At 45.8% G+C, this 26,905-nt stretch carries 21 protein-coding genes; 8 read left to right on the top strand and 13 right to left on the bottom strand.

Annotated elements, in window-relative coordinates; translation table 11 throughout:
- Nucleotides 1–187 precede the first annotated feature (187 nt).
- Nucleotides 188–1,633 carry a cation:proton antiporter gene (locus FEF09_RS21740; RefSeq protein WP_146307060.1) on the bottom strand — a complete coding sequence of 482 codons (1,446 nt, stop codon included), beginning with the start codon at nt 1,631–1,633 and terminating at the stop codon, nt 188–190.
- Nucleotides 1,634–1,765: 132 nt separating this feature from the next.
- On the opposite strand from FEF09_RS21740, the gene FEF09_RS21735 reads away from it, so the two are divergent.
- Both FEF09_RS21735 and FEF09_RS21730 read left to right on the top strand, forming a co-directional pair.
- Nucleotides 1,766–4,300 carry a phosphocholine-specific phospholipase C gene (locus tag FEF09_RS21735; RefSeq protein WP_146307059.1) on the top strand — a complete coding sequence of 845 codons (2,535 nt, stop codon included), beginning with the start codon at nt 1,766–1,768 and terminating at the stop codon, nt 4,298–4,300.
- Between the two features lie 37 nt (nt 4,301–4,337).
- A complete protein-coding gene (locus FEF09_RS21730) occupies nt 4,338–5,054 on the top strand; it encodes a 3-ketoacyl-ACP reductase (RefSeq protein WP_146307058.1) in 717 nt (238 codons plus the stop codon).
- Nucleotides 5,055–5,132: 78 nt separating this feature from the next.
- Here FEF09_RS21730 and FEF09_RS21725 read toward each other — a convergent pair whose 3' ends face one another.
- From FEF09_RS21725 to FEF09_RS21710, 4 genes are all read right to left on the bottom strand, one after another.
- Nucleotides 5,133–5,558 carry a SufE family protein gene (locus tag FEF09_RS21725; protein WP_146307057.1) on the bottom strand — a complete coding sequence of 142 codons (426 nt, stop codon included), beginning with the start codon at nt 5,556–5,558 and terminating at the stop codon, nt 5,133–5,135.
- 78 nt (nt 5,559–5,636) lie between these two features.
- A complete protein-coding gene (locus tag FEF09_RS21720) occupies nt 5,637–6,908 on the bottom strand; it encodes a WG repeat-containing protein (protein ID WP_186774451.1) in 1,272 nt (423 codons plus the stop codon).
- Nucleotides 6,909–6,996: 88 nt separating this feature from the next.
- Nucleotides 6,997–8,028 (bottom strand): WG repeat-containing protein, encoded by a 1,032-nt coding sequence (locus FEF09_RS21715; protein WP_146307055.1) that lies wholly within the window; start codon nt 8,026–8,028, stop codon nt 6,997–6,999.
- Nucleotides 8,025–8,930, bottom strand: a complete 906-nt coding sequence (locus FEF09_RS21710) for a DUF4349 domain-containing protein (RefSeq protein ID WP_146307054.1) — start codon at nt 8,928–8,930, stop codon at nt 8,025–8,027. Before FEF09_RS21710 ends, FEF09_RS21715 begins: the two co-directional genes overlap by 4 nt.
- Nucleotides 8,931–8,994: 64 nt before the next feature.
- Here FEF09_RS21710 and FEF09_RS21705 point away from each other — a divergent pair, with 64 nt between their 5' ends.
- Nucleotides 8,995–10,275, top strand: coding sequence for an acetyl-CoA C-acetyltransferase (locus FEF09_RS21705; RefSeq protein ID WP_146307053.1), 1,281 nt, complete (start codon nt 8,995–8,997; stop codon nt 10,273–10,275).
- Here FEF09_RS21705 and FEF09_RS33400 read toward each other — a convergent pair whose 3' ends face one another.
- The 6 genes from FEF09_RS33400 to FEF09_RS21680 all read right to left on the bottom strand — a co-directional run bounded on the left by FEF09_RS33400 (nt 10,276) and on the right by FEF09_RS21680 (nt 17,993).
- Nucleotides 10,276–10,446, bottom strand: a complete 171-nt coding sequence (locus tag FEF09_RS33400; RefSeq protein WP_261387654.1) for a hypothetical protein — start codon at nt 10,444–10,446, stop codon at nt 10,276–10,278.
- 92 nt (nt 10,447–10,538) lie between these two features.
- Nucleotides 10,539–12,413, bottom strand: coding sequence for a DNA topoisomerase 3 (locus FEF09_RS21700; protein WP_261387653.1), 1,875 nt, complete (start codon nt 12,411–12,413; stop codon nt 10,539–10,541).
- A 46-nt stretch (nt 12,414–12,459) separates the two neighbouring features.
- The gene (locus FEF09_RS21695) at nt 12,460–14,130 is read right to left on the bottom strand and encodes an FAD-dependent oxidoreductase (protein ID WP_146307052.1); all 1,671 of its coding nucleotides are present in this window, start codon (nt 14,128–14,130) and stop codon (nt 12,460–12,462) included.
- A gap of 77 nt (nt 14,131–14,207) precedes the next feature.
- Complete coding sequence (locus FEF09_RS21690; protein ID WP_146307051.1) at nt 14,208–15,614, bottom strand: ATP-binding protein; 1,407 nt, start codon at nt 15,612–15,614, stop codon at nt 14,208–14,210.
- Nucleotides 15,615–15,851: 237 nt separating this feature from the next.
- A complete protein-coding gene (locus FEF09_RS21685) occupies nt 15,852–16,901 on the bottom strand; it encodes an alpha/beta hydrolase (protein WP_146307050.1) in 1,050 nt (349 codons plus the stop codon).
- A gap of 159 nt (nt 16,902–17,060) precedes the next feature.
- Nucleotides 17,061–17,993, bottom strand: a complete 933-nt coding sequence (locus tag FEF09_RS21680) for a helix-turn-helix domain-containing protein (protein WP_146307049.1) — start codon at nt 17,991–17,993, stop codon at nt 17,061–17,063.
- Nucleotides 17,994–18,359: 366 nt separating this feature from the next.
- Here FEF09_RS21680 and FEF09_RS21675 point away from each other — a divergent pair, with 366 nt between their 5' ends.
- The 5 genes from FEF09_RS21675 (at nt 18,360) to FEF09_RS21655 (ending at nt 24,372) form a co-directional block, all read left to right on the top strand.
- Nucleotides 18,360–20,093, top strand: a complete 1,734-nt coding sequence (locus FEF09_RS21675) for a GAF domain-containing protein (RefSeq protein ID WP_146307048.1) — start codon at nt 18,360–18,362, stop codon at nt 20,091–20,093.
- Between the two features lie 8 nt (nt 20,094–20,101).
- The gene (locus FEF09_RS21670; protein WP_146307047.1) at nt 20,102–21,607 is read left to right on the top strand and encodes a sigma 54-interacting transcriptional regulator; all 1,506 of its coding nucleotides are present in this window, start codon (nt 20,102–20,104) and stop codon (nt 21,605–21,607) included.
- A 76-nt stretch (nt 21,608–21,683) separates the two neighbouring features.
- Entirely contained in the window at nt 21,684–23,069 is a 1,386-nt protein-coding gene (locus tag FEF09_RS21665; protein ID WP_146307046.1) for a sigma-54-dependent transcriptional regulator, read from the top strand.
- 84 nt (nt 23,070–23,153) lie between these two features.
- Complete coding sequence (locus FEF09_RS21660) at nt 23,154–23,930, top strand: alpha/beta hydrolase (protein ID WP_146307045.1); 777 nt, start codon at nt 23,154–23,156, stop codon at nt 23,928–23,930.
- A 25-nt stretch (nt 23,931–23,955) separates the two neighbouring features.
- Nucleotides 23,956–24,372 carry an OsmC family peroxiredoxin gene (locus tag FEF09_RS21655; protein WP_146307044.1) on the top strand — a complete coding sequence of 139 codons (417 nt, stop codon included), beginning with the start codon at nt 23,956–23,958 and terminating at the stop codon, nt 24,370–24,372.
- Between the two features lie 41 nt (nt 24,373–24,413).
- Here the strand turns inward: FEF09_RS21655 and FEF09_RS21650 are convergent, their stop codons facing one another.
- Together FEF09_RS21650 and FEF09_RS21645 are read right to left on the bottom strand one after the other, a co-directional pair.
- Nucleotides 24,414–25,268, bottom strand: coding sequence for a helix-turn-helix domain-containing protein (locus FEF09_RS21650; protein WP_186774450.1), 855 nt, complete (start codon nt 25,266–25,268; stop codon nt 24,414–24,416).
- Between the two features lie 274 nt (nt 25,269–25,542).
- On the bottom strand, nt 25,543–26,880 hold the full coding sequence (locus tag FEF09_RS21645; protein ID WP_146307042.1) for a Gfo/Idh/MocA family protein: 1,338 nt from the start codon (nt 26,878–26,880) through the stop codon (nt 25,543–25,545).
- Nucleotides 26,881–26,905: the final 25 nt, after the last annotated feature.

Below are 26,905 nucleotides of genomic sequence, written 5' to 3'. Positions count from 1 at the left end.
GAATTGCCTTATTTATGAGCTGTAGGCTGATTCAGCGAGTCTACAGTTGACTAAGCAGACCAATGTTATACTTACATGTTCTTTATAAAGCAAAACGCTGCGGAGATAATCTCCGCAGCGTTTTATCTTGAAGAGCGGCATTTTAAGCAGCCCCATTCTTAATGTTAATTCCTGATCCTGATTGAAGTTACCCGATCTGACTCGCCTGTAATCTGTTCTCTTCTACCTTCTTCACCACATCCAGCAACGGCCCCGTCATAAAAGTTGTTGCCAGTGCCATCAGTACCAACATCGCAAAAACCTCCGGTGAAAGAATACCCAGATCATAACCAATATTCAGTACTACCAGCTCCATTAATCCTCTTGTGTTCATCAGTGCACCAATGCCAAGAGAATCTGTCCATGATTGTCCCATTAATTTAGCCGTAAGCGCACTGCCTCCCAATTTACCACCTACTGCTACCAACATAATCAGACCAAATACCGCCCAGAGATTGCCCTGACCCAATAATCCGATCTGTGTACGCAGTCCGGTGAAAACAAAGAAGATCGGCAGCAATAACAGCACACTCACGTCTTCCAGTTTATCTGTCAGCAGTTTCTGTACAGACACTTCTGATGGCATGATCACACCTGCCAGAAAAGCGCCAAATAATGCATGTATACCGATTACCTCCGCAGCCCACGCCGAAAATAACAGCGTCATAAATGCAAGGGCGACAATAGATTTCTCTTTATGCTGCTCCTGAAACCGCGTGATTTTTTTGGCTAACCACGGTTTTAAAACATACAACATGAAACCGACAAAAATCAGTGATAATGCCAGCGTCAATGCAGCCGTCCACAACGTAACCGCTTTTACGATCGCTATAACTACTGCAAGAATACACCATGCAGTCACATCATCAGCCGCAGCACAGGTAATAGCCAATAACCCCAATGGCGTACTGCTCAGCTTTCTCTCCTGTACAATACGTGCTAAAACAGGAAACGCAGTGATACTCATCGCAATACCCATAAACAGCGCAAAAGAGAGGAAACTTACATTCGCAGGTGCAAAGCGTGCATACATATGATACGCTAATCCTACTCCCAGAAAGAATGGAAATACAATGCTAGCATGACTGATCATTACCGCATCATGCGCTTTGTTTTTCATTTTGTCAGTATCCAGTTCCATACCCACCACAAACATGAAGAAAGCAAGACCTATCTGACTCAAAAACTGCAGATTTTTAAAACCTTCCGCAGGGAAGATAAATGCACTTCCTGACGGCCATAACATGCCAAAAAGAGATGGTCCGAGGCAGATACCTGCCAGAATCTCTCCTACTACAGAAGGCTGTCCAATCTTATTGGCAAGCCAGCCAAATATCCTCGCAGTGATTAATATCAAAATAATCTGCAAAAGCAATAAGGCTAAAGGATGATGTACATTTTGCACCATGGAATTCCAGACGCTCTCCGCCGTAGAAACAGGTGCAATAGTCGCTGTAGCAGGTGCTGCCGCAGCTACAGTACTCGCAGGCGTACTGCCATCAGTTGTAAGATGGCTGCCTTTATTGATAATAAACCAGATCAGACATCCGAAAAAGCCGATAATCAGCGGGTAAAACAACAGTCTCTTATTCATATAGTATCGGTTTAATTGGGCGAAAGATAATAATAATACCTCGGAGCCTCACATTAATGTGGTATTAAATTACATTGAAGATTGAGCATATATGGCTTCAGCTTGCAACAGGTTATGTATCTTGTCAGCATTATGGATACAAGGAGAGACTTTATCAAAAAAGCCGCACTACTATCAGGCGGCGCAGGTCTGGCAGGTGTATTGCCAGCCTCCATTCAGAGAGCTATGGCCATCAATCCGGCTGCAGGTACCACCTTCCTTGATGCAGAACATGTCGTACTGCTCATGCAGGAAAATCGCTCATTCGATCATAGTCTTGGTACGCTACGTGGTGTGCGTGGATTTAACGATCCCCGTGCCATCACTCAGCCTGATAAAAATCTGGTATGGCTCCAGTCCAACGCGAAAGGAGAAACCTATGCTCCCTTCCGCCTTGATATCAAAGATTCAAAAGTCACCTGGATGAGTTCACTGCCGCACTCATGGGAAAATCAGGTAGATGCCCGCAACAACGGTAAATACGATAAATGGCTGGATGTAAAACAGTCCGGTAATAAAGACTACGCAGACCTGCCACTCACAATGGGGTATTTCACGCGTGAAGACATTCCGTTCTATTACGCACTGGCCGACGCATTCACCGTGTGTGATCAGAACTTTTGCTCTTCACTGACAGGTACTACGCCTAACAGGCTCTATTTCTGGACAGGTACCATCCGTGAAAAACAAAGCCCGGATGCCGCGCCTAATGTCCGTAACTCGGAAGTGGATTATGGCGTTCCTGCGAGCTGGACCACCTTCCCGGAACGTCTGGAAGAAAATGGCATCAGCTGGAAAGTATACCAGAATGAACTGAGTGTCGGTGTTGGTTTTACTGGTGAAGAAGATGCATGGCTGGCCAACTTCACAGACAACCCGCTGGAATTCTTTGCGCAATACAGACCGGAATTTTCGCTTAACCACCATAAACATGTACAACGGAGCATAGAAAAGCAGAAAGCCGGTATTGCTGCTCTGGAAGATAAAATGAAGACACTCTCCGGTGCACAGGCTGATGCTGCCAAAAAAGAACTGGGAGAGAAAAAAGAACTCCTGCTGAAATTGCAGGAAAGGGAAGAAAAATGGCGTCCTGAGAAATTTGAACTGCTATCAGAAAGAGAAAAGAACATCCATAGAAAAGCATTCACTACAAACGAAAAGGATCCGGATTATCACCAGCTGAGCACATTACAATATCACGACGGGAACACAGAGCGTACTATGCAGGTGCCGAAAGGTGATGTACTGTACCAGTTCCGCGAAGATGTAAAGAATGGTCAGCTGCCGACTGTATCCTGGATCGTTTCTCCTGAAAACTTCTCTGACCATCCGGGTGCTCCATGGTATGGCGCATGGTATGTAGCGGAAGTAATGGATATCCTTACACAGAATCCGGAAGTCTGGAAGAAAACCATCTTCATTCTCGCATACGACGAAAATGATGGCGATTTCGACCATGTACCTCCGTTTGTTCCTCCGCATGGCCCGGGTACTGGTCTGGTATCTGAAGGTATCGATACAAGTGTGGAATATGTAACCCGCGAACAGGAATTGCGTAAGAACGGTATGCAGGAAGAAGACGTCAGGGAAAGTCCTATCGGACTGGGATACCGTGTACCTCTGATTGTAGCTTCTCCATGGAGCCGTGGTGGAATGGTCTGCTCCGAAGTGTTTGACCATACTTCTACCTTACAATTTCTGGAGCGTTTCCTGCACCATAAGACGGGTAAAAATATCGTTGAAAGTAATATCACTGAATGGCGTCGTACCATCTGCGGTGACCTCAGCTCTGTATTCACACCGTATAACGGAGAGAAAATACCATTCCCTTCTTTTGGTGATAAGGACACATTTATCGAGAGCATCCATAAAGCGCAATTTAAGGACGTGCCTTCCGGTTTCAGGAAACTGAGCTCTTCAGATATAGCTGCTATCAATACGAACCCGGCAACGGCTCCTTATATGGCTAAACAGGAAGAAGGCATCCGACCTGCCTGTGCATTGCCGTATGAAATGTATGTGGACGGTCAGCTGAGTAAAGGTGGTTTTGAAATCTCCTTCAAGGCTGGTAATGAACTGGCAGGTAAAGCTGCCGCGGGTGTACCTTTCCATGTGTACGCACCGGGTAAATATCTGTCAGCCGATAACACCACTTTTGAAACAGTCAGGACATGGGCCTATGCAGTAAAAGCAGGGGACAGACTGGCGGATCACTGGCCATTGCAATCATTTGAAAATGGTATCTATCATCTGCGCGTATATGGACCAAACGGCTTCTTCCGTGAATTTGCCGGTAATGATAAGGCGCCGCAACTGGAAGTATGGTGTGAGTACGAACGTAAAGGAAAAGCCTTCACCGGTAATGTCGCATTACAGTTAAATAATCACCATACACAGGCTGTTACAGTCGAAATTATCGACCATGCATATGGCAGGCCTGTACAGCAAAAGACACTGTCTGCAAGGAGCAAAACGGCTGTAATACTGGATCTGCAGAAAAGTCATTTATGGTACGACTTCAGTGTACGTATCACCGGACAATCATCTTTCGAGAGAAGATATGCTGGTCGCGTGGAAAATGGAAAAGCCGGCTTCAGTGATCCTGCAATGGGCCGTGTGAAAGGATAGGCATATATTTAGCCCTGAAAATGTAAATACATCAGATATGGAATCAATAAAAGGAAAAAACGCACTCGTAACAGGTGCCGGAAAAGGCATCGGGAAGGCGGTTGCTAAACAGCTGGCGGCAGAAGGTGTGAATCTGGCATTACTGGCGCGTACAGAGAAAGATCTGCAGGCAGTAGCGGAAGAACTGAAAGGTACAGGAGTGAAAGTAGTATATGCTACCGCAGATGTTGCCGAAAGAAAAGAAGTGGAAGCAGCCATTGAAAAAATGACGGCTGAACTGGGTAGTATTGATATTCTGATCAATAATGCCGGTATCGGAAAGTTTGGAAAGTTTCTGGAACTGGAACCGGAAGAATGGGAACAGGTGGTTAAAGTAAACCTTTTTGGCGCTTATTATGTTGTACGTACAGTACTGCCTGGTATGTTATCCCGTCAGACAGGTGATATCGTTAACATCTCTTCTACCGCTGGTCAGAAAGGAGCTCCGGTAACCAGCGCTTATAGTGCTTCCAAATTCGGACTGATCGGTATGTCTGAATCGTTGATGCTGGAAGTTCGAAAGTCAAATATCAGGGTCACTACTTTAACACCCAGCACCATCGCAACAGATATGGCAATCGACCTGAAACTGACAGATGGTAATCCGGAGAAAGTAATGCAGGCAGAAGATTTTGCCGAGCTCATCGTGATGCAGCTGAAGCTAAACAGACGTACCTTTGTGAAAGAAGCGGGCTTATGGTCAACCAACCCGTGATTTAATCTTATCATATTGTTTAAGCAGAAAGGCCGCTCAATACATTGAGCGGCCTTTCTTATAACTACTTTCTTATTACTACAGCGCTTGCAATAACTGTATCTGGTACGCTACTGCCTGTGATTTCATTTTCCGTAATATCAACGGCCATTGCAGCGTAAGAAACGGCTGAAACAGACCGGAAATCTCGTTCATGAAATAGATATCCGCATCAGCGATATCTTTTGGATGATTGCCGGACAGAACCCTTGCAAACATAGCCAGCAGACCATTGGTCGCTTTGTCGCTACCGGCTGCTGTAAACCACACTTTTTCTTTGATATAGACTGCACGTACCCAGATATCAGAGATCCAGCCCTGTACCTGATAGTGTTCATGTTTGTACTTGTCTTCCATCAAAGGCAACGATTTTGCAATATTATCTATGTATTGCTGGCGGCTTTCTTCATCTTCGAGGTGCATTACATCCTCAATCAGTTTATCCTGTACTTCATTTATTGACATAGACGCTCTTTTAAAGGTGACAATATGAATTTACGCAGATATGCTGGTTGATGGTGAATCAAAAACGGAAATTCTTTTTTAATTTTTAGGATACACCAGTTCCTTCATTAAATGCGCTGGCATCAGAAGATCCTTTTGGGATGCATAAGGATTTACAATCTGGGCCGGATTGATACTGCCTTCAAATTCATTACTGTAGATCGTATCCCGGCATGTCTTTCCCTTATGGTTAACCAGCACATCCGCAATTACGAAGCGAAGTTTCGTTTTAAAAACACCTTCATAAACAGGACTGTCAAATCGCCAGTATTGTTGTGGGGTAAGCGGCACATTCCAGAAACTATTACCACAAGACAACATCAGGTCGAACAGCGTATTTTTCTCAATGGTCATCCATTCATGTTGAGGAGTCAGCGCCTGTAATTCCATCTCAAGGCTGCCTTCATAGACAGGAAATTCCACTGTATCTCTGCTGGTATTCGCAAGTATCAACCGGAAGCCATTGAAGTTTTTATCAATCACTGTTTTCTGGCCCGGTATAGCTATCAGCAGATGACCACATGTATCCAGATACCCCTGATAGTTAATCTTGTCTTTCGGGGATAAACCTTGCTTTGTCAGTTGAGCGACCAGTAGCCCCTCCTGAAGCTTGCCACCAAAATAGGGATTTCCCAATGCCGTTTTTTCCTTCACGAATCTCGTACGCAAATCAGGGCCTATCAACCTGATAGAGTCAGGCCCTGTCAGAAGATAATAGCCATTGCCTATATCTTGTATCCACCTGTAGTGATAAGGTAATGTGACCCGCTGTCCAAGGGTATCAATCAGGAAAGGATATTGTTCATCATGCCTTTCTGCCACCGCATAACCGTTATTGAAATCACTGATGGACCTATATCTCAGATCAGTCAGTATTTTACCCTGCATATCGATCAGGCCATGCATGGAGATCATTGTAGTAACAAGAGCCCTGTTATTGCCAACAGGTGCCAGATAGTCATAATAATCATCAAATAACTTGTTGCCATTTCTATCAATATAAAAAGGACGTCCATCGATATATACCTGTGCTATCCCTTTATTGAATCCCTTCGCATATGCAAAGCGCGCTGGTATAATAAACGTTCCCGTAGTATCGATATATCCATAGTACTCACCTTCTCTTACCGCAGCAAGACCTTCTGAAAAATTACGCGCTACATGGAATTTCGGCGGAATTATCATTTTCCCTTCCCTGTTAATAAATCCATATTTACCTCCTTCTTGTATCAGGAACAATCGTCTGTCTTGCGCAGACGACTGATGCCCTGATATAATCAGCAACAGCAGCAATGCGTATACAATTCTCATCTTACGGTTCATTATTATCTCGTCAGTTGTCTTTGAATATTGGATCTTTTTATTGTTAAAGATCAGTGGTGTGATAACATTTTCCTGTCTATTGCAGCCAGGGCTCATCTATGGGACCACTACCCGTCTGCCCCGGATTTATACTTCCCTCAAACTCATTACTGTAGACCATGACCGCTGGTTCTATCTTATCCGGTCTTGGGAAATAGTACATCGCATATCGCATTTTCGTCTTGAATACACCTTCATATACCGGACTATTCAGCTCCCAATAGCTTTGTGCAGGCAGGGATATCCGCCGGTAGAAATTAGATGAAAATCGATGGTCACCACGCGGAGGAATTTCCACGTTTCTCCATTCATTCTCTTCGCTCAGAGCTTCCAGCCAGATCCGAAGACGGCCGTGTGTCATTACCAATGTGGCCGCCTTTTGTCCTGCATTGACTACAAACACTTTGTATCCGTTATATCTGTTATCGACTACAATCTTAGCCTCCGGAACAGCTACAATACCCAATGTATCTTTAGGAAATAGTGTGTCAGATGGTGAGACTGCATCCGGATAATTTTTCCACTCGTCCGGTCTTATCTCAGAGGACATTCCTTCCTGAATGAAGTATCTGACATCTGCCTCGTAATCTATGTTTTTATTATATGGGGCAATATGTGGTTCATTCCGCGTCAGGTGGCCCGATGAATCCATATAGTAATAAACTAACTCCGGAATTCTTTCTATCACTATTTTGGAGGTATGGACAGCTTCCAGTTCTTTTGTGTTATCAGATGCTTTACGGCCCGTTTTGTCAATATAAAAGATCTCGTGATTTTCATATACCCTCGCCAGTCCCTCACGAAATGGTAATGCCTGAGTAAAGCGCGGCGGTATTACATAATGTCCTCTGGTATTGATATAGCCATAAAGCCCGGCTTCTCTAACCGCAGCAAGACCTTCCCTAAAGTTATACGCCGCGAAAAATCGCGGCGTAATCACTATTTTTTTCTTTTTATTGACATACCCGAATTTTATTCCGTCTTTGATCAGGTAAAGGGAATCACGTTGTGCAGACAGATTACTTACTCCAATCAACAACAACAACGTTAATATATACACTATCCTCATTCTCCCAGTTTTTTCGCAATCTTATTAATCAGCTTCAGTTTGTCAATGATCACTAACAGTACAAACGCGCCACACAGTACGCCTACAGCAGCAAATACCAGATACGTAAAGTAATGTATCGTCCATTCCAATGCTACCCGTACCCTGTGTATAAAACTGATCGGTTTCTTTTCTGTTGCACCTTCATATAAAGACACACGCACCGTACAGAATTCATTTTCAGTATCAAAATTTCCCAGCTCAATACCAAGGTCCTGCAACTTACCTTCTGTCTCCAGAATTTTGTCATGTAATGCCACCAGATCTGTGATAGGGCCCGGTTTTGATTTTAATTCGTTCAGTGATTCCAGTGTTTTAAGCAGGGATGCTTTTTGTGCATTCAGCTGACGGTATTCATTGGTTTTATCCACCTTGGTGATCTCGGTAGATCTGATCACACCGATCTTCTGGATCGCCAGATAGAATGAGTCAAATACCTCCGGATTAACACCAATCATCAGGTGTAATTCGCGGCCTCCTTTTAGTCCCAAAGCCTGTTCATATTGTACAATCGCTTTGAAAGACTCGGTTTGCTGAGAGAGTTGTCTGGCGTCATCTTCAAAATGGGAAGACTTTGTACGGATAGAAGCCGTCTTTTCATACTTCTGACTAGGGGTGGCAGCAGCAGGTGCTGACATGTCTGGCTGAGACATGGCGCTTTTGCTCTTATACTGCACCTTTTCAGACGCATAGTTCTTCCTCAGATTGCTGATATTCTCAAAAAAGTCAACACTATAGTCGTTGGTTTGCCGGGTATCAGTGGCTACATAGCCGTAAATGAATCTGAAAATAAACAGTACAGCGAAAATCAGGGTCGCCCAACGCACCAGTCCCCAGATGCGGGCCTTAAAACTTTTTGTCATATAGGGTAAAAATTGAGTATGTAATTTAGGGAATAGTTGGGTACGATAATCGTATATTTAGTATATGCTTTCCGATCTGAAATCCCGCAGAGTAGCCGTTGTCGGTTACAACCGTATCCCTTTCGCAAGGCAGTATACTTTTTATGCCGATAAAGGGAATCAGGCTATGATGACAGCCGCTTTAAACGGTCTGATAGATCGTTATCACCTGAGTGGTATGCTTTTAGGTGAAGTCGCCGGTGGCGCCGTCATCAAACATAGCCGGGAAATCAATCTGATGCGGGAATGCGTCTTAGGTTCCGCGCTCGATCACGCTACTGCTGCCTGTGATATACAGCAAGCCTGTAATACGGGTATTGCCGCTTCCCTTTATATCGCCCATAAGATTGCCCTCGGTCAGATAGAAGTGGGTATAGCCGGTGGTGTAGATTCCGCCAGTGATGTACCACTCGTCTTCAGTGAGGGATTACGTACAAGTCTGTTGGCTGTACGTAGAGCCCAGACACTCCGGCAGCGTATTCAGGCATTTGCCCGGATCAGGTGGAAAGATCTGAAACCGGTAGCGCCAATGAATATGGAGCCCCGCACTGGTTTGTCCATGGGTGGCCATACAGAGATCACCGCTAAATACTACCAGATCTCTCGCGAAGAGCAGGACCGCTATTCACTGGAAAGCCATCAGAAGATGGCCGCCGCCTATGACAGCGGCTTCTTTAACGATATGCTGACGCCTTTCGCAGGACTGGACCGGGATAATATCCTCAGAAGAGATACCAGTCTGGAAAAACTCGCCAGACTCAAACCCGCATTCGATAAAACGAATGGTTCTCTGACTGCCGGTAATTCCTCCCCGTTAACGGATGGAGCTTCCTGTATATTGCTGGCCAGCGAAGATTGGGCGAGACAACAGGGATTACCGGTACTGGCCTATATTACCTTCGCAGCAACATCCGCTATAGACTACCTCCAAAGTCCGCATAATCTGCTGCTGGCGCCTGTACACGCATCAGTAAAAATGCTGGAACAGGCAGGACTCACCTTGCAGGATTTCGACTACTACGAGATTCATGAAGCTTTCGCCGCACAGGTACTGGCATTGTTGAAAATATGGGAACAGCCCGACCTGATGAAACAGTTCGGGTATGACAAAGCATTAGGGAGTATTGACCGTAGTAAATTGAATGTACATGGGAGTAGCCTTGCGGCAGGACATCCATTCGCGGCTACCGGTGCACGTGTTATCGCCACGATGGCGAAGCTGTTGCATGAAAAAGGATCAGGCAGGGGATTGGTGTCTGTCTGCGCTGCCGGCGGACAAGGCGTTACCCTCATCATGGAAAAATGATCAGGCCTTCTCTACTTCCAGTTCAAATCCTTTATTCAGGATCAGTTTACCTTCTGTATCACCTGCAGCACCCGGTAGTTTCCAGCCTTTGATCTTACCGGTCTTTCCTTTAGCCAGCAGATCAGCAATCTGTTTATCAGTGAGTTTCTTACCAAAGACTTCAAATGGCACTTTGAAGCCACATACATGGAAGTTCGCACATCCATAAGCGGTATTTCCTTTCTTTAATGGATGCGCCTTGCATTTCGGACATTGCTGTTCCGCTATGACAACCGCTTTTTTCGGCTCTTGGGTTTAGCCTCTTTTTTGGGTTTCTCTTCTTTGTCTTTTTCTTTTTCTTCCGGTTGATCCGGCCTTACGGTGATCACCTTATAGTTAGAGGTCTTTACTTCAATCGTCAGGTCTATTACCATCTGGATCAGCTCCTGTTTGAAGGTCTCCATGGCATATTCTCCCTTCTCTATCTGACGCAGTTTACCTTCCCAGATACCTGTCAGCTCGGGGCTTTTCAGCAGCTCTGTCTGAATAGTATCAATGAGATCGATGCCTGTTTGTGTAGCGAAAATATTCTTCTTACGCTTCTCAATATACTTGCGGCGAAAGAGTGTTTCAATGATATTCGCACGGGTAGACGGACGTCCGATACCGTTATCTTTCAGTAACTCGCGCATTTCCTCATCATCCACCTGCTTACCGGCTGTTTCCATGGCACGCAGTAAGGTGGCTTCTGTAAATGCTTTGGGTGGGGTTGTCTTCCCCTGATGGATTCTTGGAGTATGCGGGCCGCTTTCACCTACCTCAAATACCGGCAGGATTTTCTCTTCTTCTTCACCTTCTTTTTTAGGTGCTACATCATTGGCATACACCTCCTTCCAGCCCGGTTCCAGTATCTGTTTACCGGTTACCTTAAATTCTACCTGACCTACCTTACCAAGTATCGTCGTATTGGAGATTTTACACTCCGGATAGAAAGCCGCAATGAAGCGTCTGGCTACGAGGTCATAAATACGCTTTTCTTCCATGCCAAGGTTGGATGGATAGATACCGGTAGGAATGATAGCATGGTGATCTGTCACCTTTTTATCATCAAAAACAGTCTTAAGTTTTGGAATCGGATTAGCCAGTATGGGCGCTGTTAATGCGGCATAAGGCGTCAGGTCCTGCATAATACCCGCAATTTTCGGATGCAGATCTTCAGAGAGGTAAGTGGTATCCACCCTTGGGTAGGTCACCAGCTTCTTTTCATACAGGTTTTGAATGTATTTCAGGGTATCGTCTGCCGAATAAGCGTATTTCTTATTCGCTTCCACCTGTAAGGCCGTGAGGTCAAACAGCTTGGGATTGCCCTCTTTCCCTTCTTTTTTCTCAAAGGAGGTTACTTCAAAGGGATGCTCTTTCAGATAGGCCAGTCCTTTTTCTGCCCGGTCCAGTACTTTGATACGGTCAATCGTAGCGGTAAATTCCACTTCCCGGTATACTGTTTTCAACTCCCAGTATTCTTCGGACACGAAGGCGTTGATCTCTTTCTGTCGGGCGACGATCATCGCCAGGGTAGGAGTCTGTACCCTCCCGATGGAGAGTACAGTCTTTCCCATAGCAAATTTCTTGGTAAACAGCCGGGTGGCATTCATACCCAGTAACCAGTCGCCAATGGCTCTGGCACTTCCTGCTGCGTACAGATTATTATATTGGTCTGCGTCTTTAAGTTTCTGGAATCCTTCGCGGATCGCCTGTTCTGTCAGGGAGGAGATCCACAGCCTTTTTACGGGTGCTGTGCACTGTGCTTTGAGCAGTACCCATCGCTGGATAAGCTCCCCTTCCTGCCCGGCATCCCCACAGTTGATCACTTCTTCACTATGTTGTACCAGTTGTTCGATGATCTTGAACTGCTTCTGAACGCCCGAGTTGTCTATGAGTTTGATACCGAAACTGCTGGGGATCATGGGTAGATCTTCCAGCCGCCAGAACTTCCATTGTTCCGTATAGTCATGCGGCTCTTTCAGCGTACAGAAATGCCCGAAGGTCCAGGTCACCTGGTACCCGTTGCCTTCGTAATATCCATCCTTACGTTCTTTAGCGCCAATGACTTCGGCAATGTCTCTGGCTACACTTGGTTTTTCAGCGATACAAACCTTCATAGTCAATTAAAACAGGGAAGCAAATGTCGTATAAATACCTAAGAAGCTACTTAACTTCTGACAGGTATTTATGCACAAAGCTGATCGCCATCGATCCTTCCCCAACTGCTGCCGCCACTCTGTTCATGGCCTGTGCACGCACATCTCCTGCTGCAAAAATGCCGGGACAGCTGGTTTCCAGCAGATAAGGATCGCGATCCTGTTTCCAGATACGTTTGAAAGCTTCGCAGTTATGCAGGTCGCCGCCTGTTTTGATAAAGCCTTTTTCATCTTTGATAATATCCAATGCGATCCAGTCAGTAAATGGTTTGGCACCGATGAAGATATACAGTGCATCCGCATGTACTTCCTGTTGCTCTTTGGTATCAATATTACAAAGGATCAGCTGGCCGAGGCGGTCACTGCCTTTGGCTTCGGCAATTTCCGTTTTGGGATGGAGGGTGATATTCGGCACGCCGGAGATCTGCTCTATCAGATAAGCTGACATCGTGCTGCTCAGATCTTCCCGGCGGATGATAATATGTACATTTTTGGCAAATTTGGAAAGGTACATCGCGGCTTGTCCGGCTGAGTTACCGCCGCCTACAATATATACTTCCATTCCGGTACAGGCAGAAGCCTCCGTCATAGCTGCGCCATAATAGACGCCTGCGCCGGTGAAATCGGGTACCCCTTTTGTTTCCAGTTGACGGTAATCCACGCCTGTAGTAATGATCACCGCGCGGGTGTTAATCTCAGTACCATCCTCCAGCATCACTTTCTTATAACCGTCTTTCTGTTTGATATCTTTTACAGACTGTGGCGTAATAAACTCTGTGCCTAGTCGGGTGGCCTGTGCAATAGCACGTCTGGTAAGTTCAGCGCCGCTGAGTCCACTCGGGAAGCCGAGGTAGTTCTCAATACGGGAACTGGTACCTGCCTGTCCGCCGGGAGCACGCCTTTCTATCAGCAATGTCTTCAACCCTTCGGAAGCGCCATATACACCTGCTGCTAATCCCGCAGGACCGGCGCCGATGATTACCACGTCATATACGTCCAGTTTCACCTGTGGATTCAGTCCCACCTTATGTGCAATGTCGATAATCGATGGATTGGAGAGATAAGTACCATCTTCAAAGAAAACCAGTGGTACATCTTTCTGACTGAGGTTATTCAGGTTCATTAATTTGCCTGCTTCCTCCGAATTCTGTACATCCAGCCATTGGTAAGGAATCAGGTTGCCTGCAAGGAAATCTTTCACAGAGTGCGATTTCGGTGAGAACTGATAACCTACCACTTTGATCCCTCTGAAGTCAGGTTTGTATACACTCTGCCAGTTGCCCAGCAGATCATCCAGTACCGGATATAAGCGCTCTTCCGGCGGGCTCCATGGTTTCACCAGATAATAATCCAGCTGTACGGAGTTGATGGCTTTGATCGCAGCATCTGTATCAGAATAGGCGGTCAGCAACACGCGACGTGCATCCGGATAATACTCCATGGCTCTTTCGAGAAAGTCAACCCCTTCCATTTCAGGCATCCTCTGGTCTGAAATGAACATTGCCACGGTTTCTCCTTTATTTCTGAGTTCCAGTAAAGATTCCAGTGCTTCACTGATAACGGTTGTGCTGATGATCCTGTATTGCTCACGATACTGACTTTTAAGGTCTCTCACAAGTGCACGTAATACCTGCGGATCATCGTCAATACAGAGAATATATGGTAAGTTCTGATTCATATTAATACTATTAATCTTCGTGGCGTTACGATACTGTACGCTCAATATAAAGTAGCATAAGTCAATCCAAAGTTAACTTATCCGAGAATGGGCAGCGACACGATAAACTTCGTTTCTCCCGGCTTTGATTCTGCCTTCAGATATCCTTTGTGCTGCCGTACGATCTGTGACACAATGTCCAGTCCCAGACCTGTACCTTTTCCCGGTTCTTTTGTTGTAAAGAAGGGATCAAAAACACGTTCAAGGACATGCTCCGGAATACCCGGACCGTCATCTGTGATGATGACTTTCAGGCAATCCTTATCCCGTTCCGTCCTGATAACTAATTTCCCCTTTTTATTCACTTCCATTGCATCGAGTGCATTGTCGATGATGTTTGTCCACACCTGATTCAGTTCTCCGATAAGCGCACGCAACGGGGGGAGATTGGTATCATACTCTTCTATCAGCTCAATATTACCCTTACGGATTTTATATTGGAGGATAGAGATGGTGGTACGGATACCATCGTGAATATTAGTCAGTTGTTTATCATAGCCCTGATCCATATGGGTAAACGACTTCACGGATCCAACAAGATCAGCGATGCGTTTGGATGCTTCTTCAATGTCAGAAACGATCTTTTCAGTGATCAGGTTATTGTTGATCCAGTTGAAGATCGGAGATACATCTTTTTCAACCAGTCTTTGTCTGAACTGATCGAGATGTTGAAGTGTAAAGCCGAATTCTACAAAATTTTCTGCCAGTTCTGCACTGTTTTCCACATCGAGATCGTCCAGCCAGTCGGTCAGTTCGTCTTCCAGTTGCGAACGTTGTACGAGCGTCAGCTGTGATTTGTGGATATTATGTTGTGAAAGGATCTCAAACATTTTCTCTTTCACCAGATTGATAGACGCTTCGTCCATGCGTATTTCCATGATCTTTTTAAAGAACTCCGGCTGTAACTGCAGGTGTTTCTTCATGGAATGTGCACCACGTACAACAGCTGCGGCAGGGTTGTTCAGCTCATGTGCCAGTCCGGCGGAAAGCTTACCCAATGCCATCATCTTCTCACTCTGGCGGATGAAGGAAGTATAATCACGCACACGATTGGTCATGATATGTACCAATGCCTGTGTCAGTTCAAAATGATTCCTGATCATGGGTTCTATTTTGTCCATGGGCAGGGTATATAACGTTACGTCATCAATTGCCTCACCTGCTACGGACGAGGTCATACCACGTGAAAATGGCAGGTAGCCCAGTATGCGGCCGGGTTCTGCGATCATCAGTTCCCGCAGTTCGTTATTCTGCATCTGGCATATTTTAATCCTGCCTGACAAGAGTACATGCGTACCGATCATCGCATCGCCTACATTAAAAGCATACGAGCCTGCCGGTAACTCTTTACGTTCTGAGTTATCAATAAACCACTGGAGCTGGTTATCGGGAACGCCTGTAAGCGTTTCAATGGAGCGCATCCACTCAACAGTAATATTAGTCATGGAAGGATGATTATTGGGCAGAAAGTTACTTATAATTCAGCTAGATTTTCACTGTTATCATTGTACAGATACTGGTAAAAGTAGGATAATTCGAAGGGAAGCTGACAATCAGGATCAACAGACGGGAATAGTTTAATAATAGTCATCCTATACTTAACCTACGCTAATGCTACGTTAAAAACGTAGCATTAGCGTAGGTTAAGTATAGGATGACTATAGAAGAAAGCTTGTTGCTTACTATTTTAAGGCATTTTTCAGCTCATTTGCGGCATATCTTAAAGCTGATTGCACCGCCGGTACATCAGCCAATGGATTCAGCAGCCCGTAGTCATGTATCATGCCCTGAATTCGCACAAGTGTAACAGGTACGCCTGCTTCGTCCATCTTGCGGGCATATGCTTCTCCTTCATCACGAAGTACGTCATTTTCTGCGGTCTGTACCAGCGTTGGCGGCAGGCCTTTCAGCTCTTCCAGACTGGCCTGCAGGGGCGCTGCATAGATCTCTTTACGCTGGGATTTTGGGATGTAGCTGTCCCAGAACCAGATCATCATGTTTTTGGTCAGGAAGCGGGAAGTGGCATATTGATTATAAGATCCGGTTTCAAAGTTGGCATCGGTTACCGGCCAGAACAACAACTGAAATTTCAGCTCGGGGCCTTTCTTATTTTTTGCCATTAATGCGGTTGCAGCGGTCAGGTTACCACCAGCACTATTACCAACCACGGCCAGCCTTTTGCCATCAAGGTTCACCTCAGCGCCGTGTGCAGCCACCCATTTGGTAGCAGCATAAGCTTCATTAAGCGCTACAGGATATTTTACTTCGGGAGAACGGCTGTATTCTACGAATACGGCTGCAACACCGGAATAAACAACCAGATCTCTCACGAAGCGCTGGTGTGTCGGGAAATCTCCTAATACCCAGCCACCGCCATGGAAAAACATAAATGCAGGTAAGGTGCCTGATACACCGGATGGACGTACGATAAAGAGTTTTATCGCTAGTCCGTCTTCTGTAATCGTCTTCTCTGTTACGTCAATACCGGAAAGATCGACTTTCACAGAAGATTGTGCTCCTTCCAGCACCTTACGGGCATCAGTGGCAGCTGTCTGTTCCATGGGTTTGCCGCCTCCGCTGTTCAATACATTCAGGAACGCTTTTGTACGGGTTTCTATCGCAGGGTCTTTGGCCGGGTCCAGCACCTTCGTCTGGGCTTCCGCATTATTCACTACACTTGCAGCTGCTACAGCACCCGCTGCCAGTATGTTCTTCATTGATTGCTTTGTCATTGCTATCGTTTATGATGTTTAGATAATATCGGGCGTATACAAAGCTATCATATGACAGTGCGGGCATCAATGGCAGAATAGTGCGCTCATTTGTACATTTAAGGTTAACTGTTGTTGTCTGTAATGATCAGGAAATAATAGTTGGCTGAATATCTTTGCTTAAAGTGTATTATCTGTCACCAGTTCAGTTGTCAGACCTTTCTTAAAACTGGTAAAGTTCATACCGGAGTTATTCTTGAAGTATTTACTAAAGTGCGAATGATCATCAAAGCCCAGCAGATAAGCAATTTCCTTCATGCTGACATTTGAATGTAAGGCCTGTCTTTTTGCCTCCATGATGATGTGTTGCTGTATATGCGAACTTGCGGGCATACCGGTTATCTTCTTTACAATACGGTTCAGGTGATTGGCCGTTACACAAAGTTCACTGGCATAATCAGCTACAAATTTCATAGTCCTGAATTGTACTTTCACCAGCGATATGAATCGCTGCACCAGCTCTATCTCTTTTGATTGTGCCAGTTCATTGACCCTTATCTGCTGCCGGCGCGAGAAATAGATCACCAGTATATTCAGCAGACCTGCCAGCACTTCTGACCGTAAGAGATAGTGGTTAATGTACTCTTTGGACATCTTTGTCATCAGGTCTTCTATTTCCAGCTGCATATCCTCGTCCGGAGAGATGACAGATAGTCCCACACCATAGATCTGGGTATCCAGCCAGGTCGTACCCATCGTGTAGGTAGCCCAGCGATAGAGGAAGTCCTGCGAGAAGGAAATGTAATAACCTTTGGGGTTTTGCTGAAAACAACAATGCCTGACCTGCCCCGGCGTCAGACAATAGATCATGTTGTTGTTGAAAGGATGCTGAAGGGCGTCAATGGAAATACAACCGTTTCCTTCCTGCATCCAGACGATCTCAAAGTATTGCAATCTTTCCTGTAACCCGTCCAGTAAGGGATGCTTGTCGCTGATTGTTTCCAGTCTGTTGATCTCAAAGTGGGTGGTCTTCTCGGGTCTGCTCTGTTTTCGCGAACTTTGGGTCTCTGGCAATACATCTGTACCTGTGTCGTATAGGATTTTACTGCTCATAATATTGTGGTTTCAGTTCAGGGGATAATATGCTAATCTGGTGCCACTGATTAAGTATTTGATTTATAGTTATTTAGAGGCGGTTTCGGTTTTGTTTGGTATTCATATATCGTCAATTAGCCACTGGATTATTGGTATTTCAGGATTTATGACGCAATAAAGCAGGCACTGCGAAGCACTTCAGCCAACTATTCATATTTCGATAATTTTCTGGTTAATTATTCATATATGAACAATCATACCAGATGAGTTGTTTTCTTAAGATTATAATAGCCAGCTACTTACAGGCATGGCATACAGCTTGACCATATATCCTGTAAGTTTGCCGTATATGTTTACCACCCCGGCGAAAACCACAACTAAAACATGCATCGATCAAAATCAGCCACACGGGAAACGCAAAGGGTAGCATCCGCCGTCTCTGTAGAAAACGACATTGAACTTACCCGACTGCTATTATCGCTTGCCATGGATATTGCAAGAGTGAAGGCAAAAAGCGACCTGATGAATCTTGTGAAAGAGCGCTTCAGCAGCTTTTTCTCTTTCAGTCATTGTACTATTTCTGTGCCCTCCGGCAGACCACAGCATTATAAAGCCTTTATGCTGGATACAAATTCTCTGATAAAAGATCACACTCAATATCAGGAACTGGTCACGGCCGACTGGCCAATAGGGCTTGACTGGATGGTGACCGCTATCGATAAAGGTGAGCCTTTTATCTGCCATCTGGCAAAGATGAAAGCCGCCGGTGAACTGACTGCCAATATGCAGATTGTGTTTGATGCAGGTGTGGCAGAAACACTTAACTGCGGACTGATATTCGAAAATGAAGTCATCGGGGTGTTATCCTTTTTCTCAAAGACACCAGATAATTTTCAGCCATCCATTTTTCCTGTTGTCAGGACTATTTGCAGTCATATTTCTCTGGCAGTAGCCAATATCATGGCAAGAGAGGAGATAGAACAAAAGATCAGGGAAAGAGAAGCCCTGCTGAACATCAGTGACGCTATCGGCCGCTTAAAAGATCGTGCCGGCTTACTGGAACTCATCAACACCCAACTGAAGAAACTTTTCCGTTTTACCTATAGTCTGGTGATCAGACTCAGTGATGACGAACAGTCCTGCGCAGCCTTTCTGCTGGATCCGGATTCCACCAGCCGCTCGCATCCGGATTACGAAACGATTGCCTCCCGCTGGTATTCAGTAAATGACGGTATGATCGATCGCATACTGTCATCTGATGTGCCGGTGGTCATTGATATCGAAAAAGAAGCAACCGCCGCTAATGCGCCTGATTATATGATCATGCAGTTTAACGCCGGACTGAGAGAATGTGTGGGTGTCACACTTCGTGATAATAACCGACGTCCGCTGGGTATGATCCTGTTTTATGCAGACGGGAAAGGCTGGTTTAATACCAATGTGCAAAACCTGATCCATGCGGTATCTTTCCATCTGGCTACAGCCATGGTGAATATCTATCATCATGAGTATATTCAGGCAAGAGAAGCAGAAAACGAAATGCTGCTGTCCATCAGCCATTCTATTGCCAGTATTTCTGATAAGAGTAAACTGGTGCCTACCATTAAAAAGATCCTGCAGACGCGTCTCAATTTCTCCGATATCGCTATTGTCCAATACAATGTGGCAAAAGGCGTGTACAAGGTAATTCTGGAAGACTGTGAAAAGGCCAATCAGCATCAGGATTTTGAAGGGATTGCCTTCCGGGAATATCCACTGCAGGATGGTTTACATAATCGTGTCATGGCGTCAGAAAGCGCCGTATTATTATCCGTATCAGAACTGCAAAAAGTAGGCGGTATACACTTCGATTTCCTTGCAGAAGCTGGTATTAAAGAAATTGCCGGCGTACGCCTGCTGCATAATAATGAAGCCTTTGGTGGCATGACACTGCTTGCGGAGAATGTTAATTCATTTTCTGCGGCTGATATGCGGCTGATAGAGCGGTTCTCCTACCATCTGTCAGGGCTCGTAGCCAATATGCTGGCCAACGAGGCTATCCAGCAACGTGAAAAGAAAAAGAGATCCTCTTATCCTTCAGTGCCGATATCGGCAGGACAAGAGGAGCTGAGGCATTGATCGCGGTGATGCGGCAACGTCTGAAAAGCATCTTTCATTTCAATGATATCACTGTCGGCATCTTCAATGCTGAAAAGACTTCTTTCAGAGTGATGGTGGCTGATGTGGAAGATGGTCGTACTTCACACCCTGAATTTAAAGAAATTGCTTTTGCCGAATATCCGATTGCTGATGGCATTCATGATATGCTGCTACATTCTGATAAACCTGAACTCTTTTACATCGAAAATCTATTGATGAAAAACCCGGGCAGGCATCCCGGGATACAGTTCATCTTCGAAAGAGGAATCAAGGAAATTGCCGGCGTAAAGCTGGTGAATCAGAATGAAGACATTGGTTTTATAACCATGTTATCCGAAGAAAGAAATTCTTTCCGGCATAAAGATCTGTATCTCCTGAAAGGCATCTCCGATCAGGTAGCAGTAGCAGTGGCGAATATACTGGCAGACGAAAAGATTGATCAGCAACTAAAAGAAATTAACGGTTATAAAGAGAAGCTGGAAGAAGAAAAGTTGTACCTCCAACAGGAGATCAGCAGCGTGTATACCCATACAGATATTATCGGCGCAGGACCGGAAATGCAGCGCGTATTTCATATGCTGTCACAGGTTTCTTTTGCACAAAGTACAGTGTTGATTCTTGGCGAAACAGGAACGGGTAAAGAGCTGATCGCGCGGGCGATTCATAATGGTTCTCCCCGTAAGAACAAACTGATGGTGAAAGTGAATTGTGCAGCATTACCGGCTAATCTGATAGAGAGTGAATTATTTGGTCACGAGCGTGGCAGCTTCACCGGTGCCATAGAAAGAAGGATTGGTAAGTTCGAACTGGCTAATCATGGTACTTTGTTTCTGGATGAAATAGGAGAGATGCCGCTGGACTTACAGGTCAAACTATTGCGGGCCATTCAGGAAAGAGAAATAGAGCGTATCGGTGGAAAAAGTACGATCAAAACAGATGTAAGGATCATCGCAGCTACTAATCGTAATCTGCAGAAAGAAGTCGCAGAAGGGCGTTTCCGGAGTGACCTGTATTATCGTCTGAATGTATTTCCCATAGTACTTCCGCCTTTACGGGATCGTAAGGAAGATATATCGCCGCTGGCAGCTCACTTTATAGAACGTTTTGCCAGAAGCACCGGACGTAGGAATATCAGATTGTCCAGCACTGCTATGAAACAGCTGACCGCCTACAACTGGCCGGGCAATGTCAGGGAGCTGGAGCACGTATTGGAAAGGAGCATTTTATTGACACAGGGTAATGTCATCCGGGAGATCCATCTGTCTTCGCAGCCGAAGTCAGAAACAAAAGTCCGTCAGGAAGAAGATTTCACCAGAACATTGGATGAAATGGAACGGGATTACATTTTAGGTGTACTGAATAAATGCAAAGGGAAAGTATTCGGACCTGGCGGTGCAGCAGAGATATTAGGTCTTCATGTATCGACCCTGAATCATCGTATCAAAAAGCTGGGTATCCAGAAAGAACATACCTATTTTCTGAAGAAACCATAAAAGACACAGCTACTCAACAGACGAACAGGCATTGACTCAGCAGACTGTATTAGCATCACAATGAAGGAAACAACGTATGACGGAAAAAATACTGATCGTCGAAGACATTTTTATTGAAGCAAACAACCTCCAGATGATCATGGAGCGCGCGGGATACACAGTAAGCGGTATTGCTGCTTCTGCGGAGATCGCCTTGCAGATGATCGGACAGGAAAGACCTGATTTTGTACTGATAGATATCTATCTGAAGGGAAAACTGACAGGCATAGACCTGGCTAAACTGCTAAGGCAGCAAAATATTGCTTTCATCTATCTCTCTGCCTATTCTACCAAACAGATCCTCGATGAGGCAAAGGCGACCTTTCCTTACGGGTTTCTGGTAAAACCTTTCCGGGAAAGAGAAGTGCTGATTACGTTGGAAATAGCACGTTATCTGCATGCCAATAGTCTGGATGCCATGATGCGTAATCAGGATACAAGAGGAACAGAAATACGGCCTGAACTCCGGCGTTATGGCATTATAGGGGACAGTCAGCGACTGCAGCAAACAATGCAACACCTGACAATAGTGGCGCCTTCTGACACATCCGTACTCATTACGGGGGAAAGTGGTACGGGGAAAGAAAAGATGGCCGATCTGATACATCGGTTGTCCGGCAGGGCATCCAGGCCCCTGATTAAGGTTAACTGTGCAGCTATGCCTGCGGAGCTGATAGAATCGCTCTTATTCGGTCATGAAAAAGGCGCATTCTCCGGCGCTGTGGAAAGACGTATCGGCAAATTTGAACAGGCCAATGGTGGTACCATTTTTCTGGATGAAATAGGAGAGATGCCGGTGGATATGCAGGTCAAATTGCTGCGTGTACTGCAGGAAAAGGAAATTGAACGTATCGGGGCTATGCGTTCGCAGAAAGTGGACGTCAGGATTATCTCTGCTACCAGCAGGAATCTGGAAAAGGAGGTAGCGGATGGCCGGTTCCGTATGGACTTCTATTACCGGCTGAATGTATTTCCTCTGCACCTGCCACCATTGAGAGAGAGGAGGGAGGATATTCCGGCACTGGTAGATTATTTTCTGGAAATGCACTGTCAGAATATTGGCCGGCCATTACTGACTGTTTCTCCCCGGGTAATGGATACCCTCATACTGCACGCGTGGCCGGGAAACATCCGGGAACTGGAACACCTGATCGAACGGGCGGTATTGTTGTGTGAGGGAACGGTCATTACCCAGATCGCCCTGCCGGAAAAGATAGATTATGCACCTGTTGTACAGGAGGAGCGGGTCAAGACGATGCAGGAAAATGAAAGAGAGCATATCATTGATGTGCTCAGGCATTGCAATGGGAAGATCTTTGGAAAAGGGGGAGCGGCAGAGCTGTTGTCTATGAATGTCTCTACCCTGAATTACCGGATCAGAAAGCTGGGCATCAAAAAGGAAGAGCTACGTATGCCGGGGTAAAATATACAGATGAATCACCTGATTTTACATTGATACAGCTCCGGCACTAAGGTAGCTTTGGTAGACCTTAAATTATCAACCGCTATGGAAAAGATCAAATCAAAAACCATTGTATTCATCACCGGAGCATATGTAAGTAACCGTTGTTGGGACGACTGGGGCCGCTATTTTCAGAGTCAGGGTTATACCACGGTAGCACCTGCGTGGCCGCAGAAAGAAGGAGATCCCGCTGCCCTGCGTGGACGTCAGCCTGATATGGCGCTGGCAGCAGTCGATCTGGCGCAGGTACTGGACACTTATATCAGCGCTATCAAAAAGTTGCCTGAAAAGCCTATTCTGATCGGACATTCATTTGGCGGAATGATGACACAGGTTCTTCTGAATAAAGGTTATGGTGTCGCCGGCGTTGCTATACACGCGGTACCACCCAAAGGTGTTTTCCCTTATGAGATCAATTTCCTCAAATCCAATACGGCAGCTTTGGGTTTCTTTTCTACGGTAAACACCACTTATCTGATGCCTTTTAAAACATGGCAGTTTGCATTTACCAATGGGATGTCTCTGGCTGAGCAACAGACCAGTTACGAACAGCTGACTATCCCTGAATCCAGAAGGGCGATCAGAGGTGCATTGAGTAGTGAAGCAAAAGTGGATTTTAAAAAGCCACAGGGACCTTTGCTGATACTGGCAGGTTCGGAAGATCAATGTATTCCGCCGGGTTTATGTGAACGGGTATATGCACGTTATCAAAACGGTTCTGTCGTCGATTTTAAACTGAAAAAGCGTAACCACTATGTATTGGGTCTGCCCACCTGGAAAGAAGATGCGGACGAGATCCTGCAATGGATAGCACAGCATTGAATACATTCTTAAAGCGACCCGATCCATGAAACGATATGCGAAAGCCATATGGCATGGTTCCGGGAAAGATGGCAGAGGACATATGACTACACAAAGTGAAGCACTTGACAAGCATGTTTATTCTTTCAGCAGCAGGTTTACCAGTGAAGGGGGCACCAATCCCGAAGAATTGCTGGCAGCTGCGCATGCAGGTTGTTTTACCATGAAGCTGAGCTTTGTACTCGATGAAGCGGGCTACTTTCCTGAAGCGTTGGAAACCACCGCCTACGTAAACTTTGAAAATGGCGTCATTACAGCATCCCGGTTGGTTGTAGTAGGAAAGGTGTGGGGTATGAATCCGGAGGAATTTGACGCATGCGTCAGGGACGCGAAAAGGAACTGCCCGGTGAGTATGGCACTAAATATTATAATTACAACAGAAGCTAGTCTGCAAAACTGGTGAGGCGGCTGCCGTTCCGCCTCCGGCGGACGGCAGCCGCTGTTTTACGCCGGTTCAAAAATGTTATTCCCTTCTTTCTTGAATGTAGAAAAACACATACCACTTGAATTTTTGAAGTATTTACTGAAATGGGCGGTATTGTCAAACCCCAGCGAATAAGCAATTTCCTTCATGCTCTCATTGGAATAGATCGCTTTGCGCTTGGCCTCAAGGATAATCCTGTTACGGATGTAATGACTGGCGGGGTATCCAAGGATGCTCTTGACAGCTTCATTCAGATAATTAGGTGAGATCCGCAGGCGGGACGCATATTGGGTTACCAGTTTCAAATCCCGGAACTTACTGTCTACCAGCATGCTGAATTCCCTTACCAGTTTCGATTTTCCTGATAAATGAGTGGTCCTGAAAGAACCGAGTTGACGGGACACATACAACAGGATGATGTCAAGATAGCGCTGAATGATGGGCATGCTGGACGTCTGCTGATTGTCGTATTCCCTTGAGATCTGGGCCATGACGGTGCGGAAATTGTGGGCGAAGGGCTCTTCTGCTTCCATCACCGGACAAACGGCCAGCAGGTGTACCAGATTGCCCATCCATGTCATTTCCCAGCCATTCATATTATTTCCCGGGTCTACATCTGAGAGGAAGATCTGCAGGCCCTGACAGGGGGCCGTAGGATGTAGTTTCCATTTTTGTCCGGGTTGTACGCAGATGAGCACATTGTTGCTGATGGCGTATCTTTTCTGGTCAATCTGGCAATATCCTGCACCTTTTTCCACCCAGATGATCTCAAAACCCATTGTTTGGCCGGCAGCACGGACAGGATGGCTGGCAGCGGTTGTGTTTTGTTCAAATTTTGTGATAGTCAAGGATGTCAAAAAAGCGTCGTTGGTCATAAAATAGTGTTTAATGGTTCCAGAAGACATGTCTATAGGGGCGCAATTCTTCTACCCGAACTCTGTGTATGGCCATGAATGTTGTAGTCGTTAATATGGTACAGTGTTAAGCTGGCGACGGGGACGTGTTCTTATCTTAACAGCATATAGGAACAAATGTTCGGTTTCGGCTTCCAATAAAACAGGGGTATCTGATGAGGTATGGGCATAGGGGTACAATCCAACAGGATGGTCAGACTTATACCCTTATGCCGTTTAAGATATTGATGATCGTTTAGATTTTTGGTGCCCAGCCTTTTTCATACTCTCTTTTCCAGAGTTTTGTTGCTTCCGGATTATTGAGGATATGTCCATTGGACGGGTCTGTATGCAGGATGGTGCCGGTACGTTGTGCGATATTGCCCAGCAGTGGCAATAAGGTGCTGCGGTAACCGATATTGATTTCTGCGTTGAGCGTAGCGTTTCCGCGGATGCTTTCAAGGAAGTTATTAATATGGATGGCATCATAGTACTCACCAGCCGGACTTACCACATTGGTGGCTTTTTGCTCAGCAGGGGCTGCCTGTTTTACCTCTTTGACTGTTTTTCCCTGATTGTCGATGATCTTATAGCTGTCATTACCCGGCACATAAAGAGTACCGTTTTCTCCGAATATGGCGAAACCGCGGTCACTGCCTTCCACTTTATAATTACTACAGCTTCTGCCTTCCCATGAGATGGCTTTACCGCCTTCAAACTCAAAATTCAGGGTCTGGGTATCCGGTGTTTCCCAGTCGTCTTTCGGATAGGCATAACGTCCGCCGGCAGAAGTAACTTTTGTAGGGAATTCAAGGTCCATGAACCAGCGCAGGCAATCCAGTTCGTGTGTGGCGTTGTTACAGGTTTCAGAAGTACCCCAATGCCAGCGCCAGTGCCAGTCGTAGTGTACGATATTGTCAAGGTAATCACGACGGGGCGCAGGGCCTTGCCACAGATCCCAGTTGAGGGTATCCGGCACAGGAATTTTCTTACCGGTACCGATAGGCTTACGGTTATTCAGGTACCAGCTTTTGCCATAATAGATCTTCCCTAATACCTGTTGTTCTTTTATTTCCCGGACAGCCTGTTGCATGTTGGGCCAGGAGCGACGCTGGCTACCCATCTGCACCAGACGATTGAATTTCTTCGCAGCAGCGACCAGCATTTCCCCTTCAGCGGGATTGTGGGCACAGGGCTTTTCTACATAGACGTGTTTACCGGCAGCGGTGGCCATAATAGCAGCTGGCGCATGCCAGTGATCCGGCGTAGCCACAAAAAGGGCATCCAGATCTTTCTTTTCCAGCAGTTGCCGGATATCTTTAATGACAGTCGGTTTCTTCTCCTGTGAGCCGGATATTGCTTTCAATCCTCTGGCAATCGCACCATCCTCCACATCGCATACATAGCCGATCTCCGCACCGGGAAGCTTAGCCGCACATTGTGCCAGCCAGTTACCTCTGGAATTGATGCCCATAACACCTAATACCAGTTTGTTACTGGGCGCATTTTTGCCGAATACGGGGAAGTTGAGTATCGTCAGACCAGCACCGAGGCCGGCCAGACCGCCTGTTTTAATAAAGTCTCTTCTTTCCATAACGTTGAACCTGTTTTCTGTTTAA

Origin of the sequence: Chitinophaga pinensis (assembly GCF_007896845.1) — a bacterium.
GTDB classification, from domain to species: domain Bacteria; phylum Bacteroidota; class Bacteroidia; order Chitinophagales; family Chitinophagaceae; genus Chitinophaga; species Chitinophaga pinensis_C.
The sequence above is the reverse complement of the archived record's forward strand: the minus strand, read 5'-3'. Positions and strand labels throughout refer to the sequence as shown.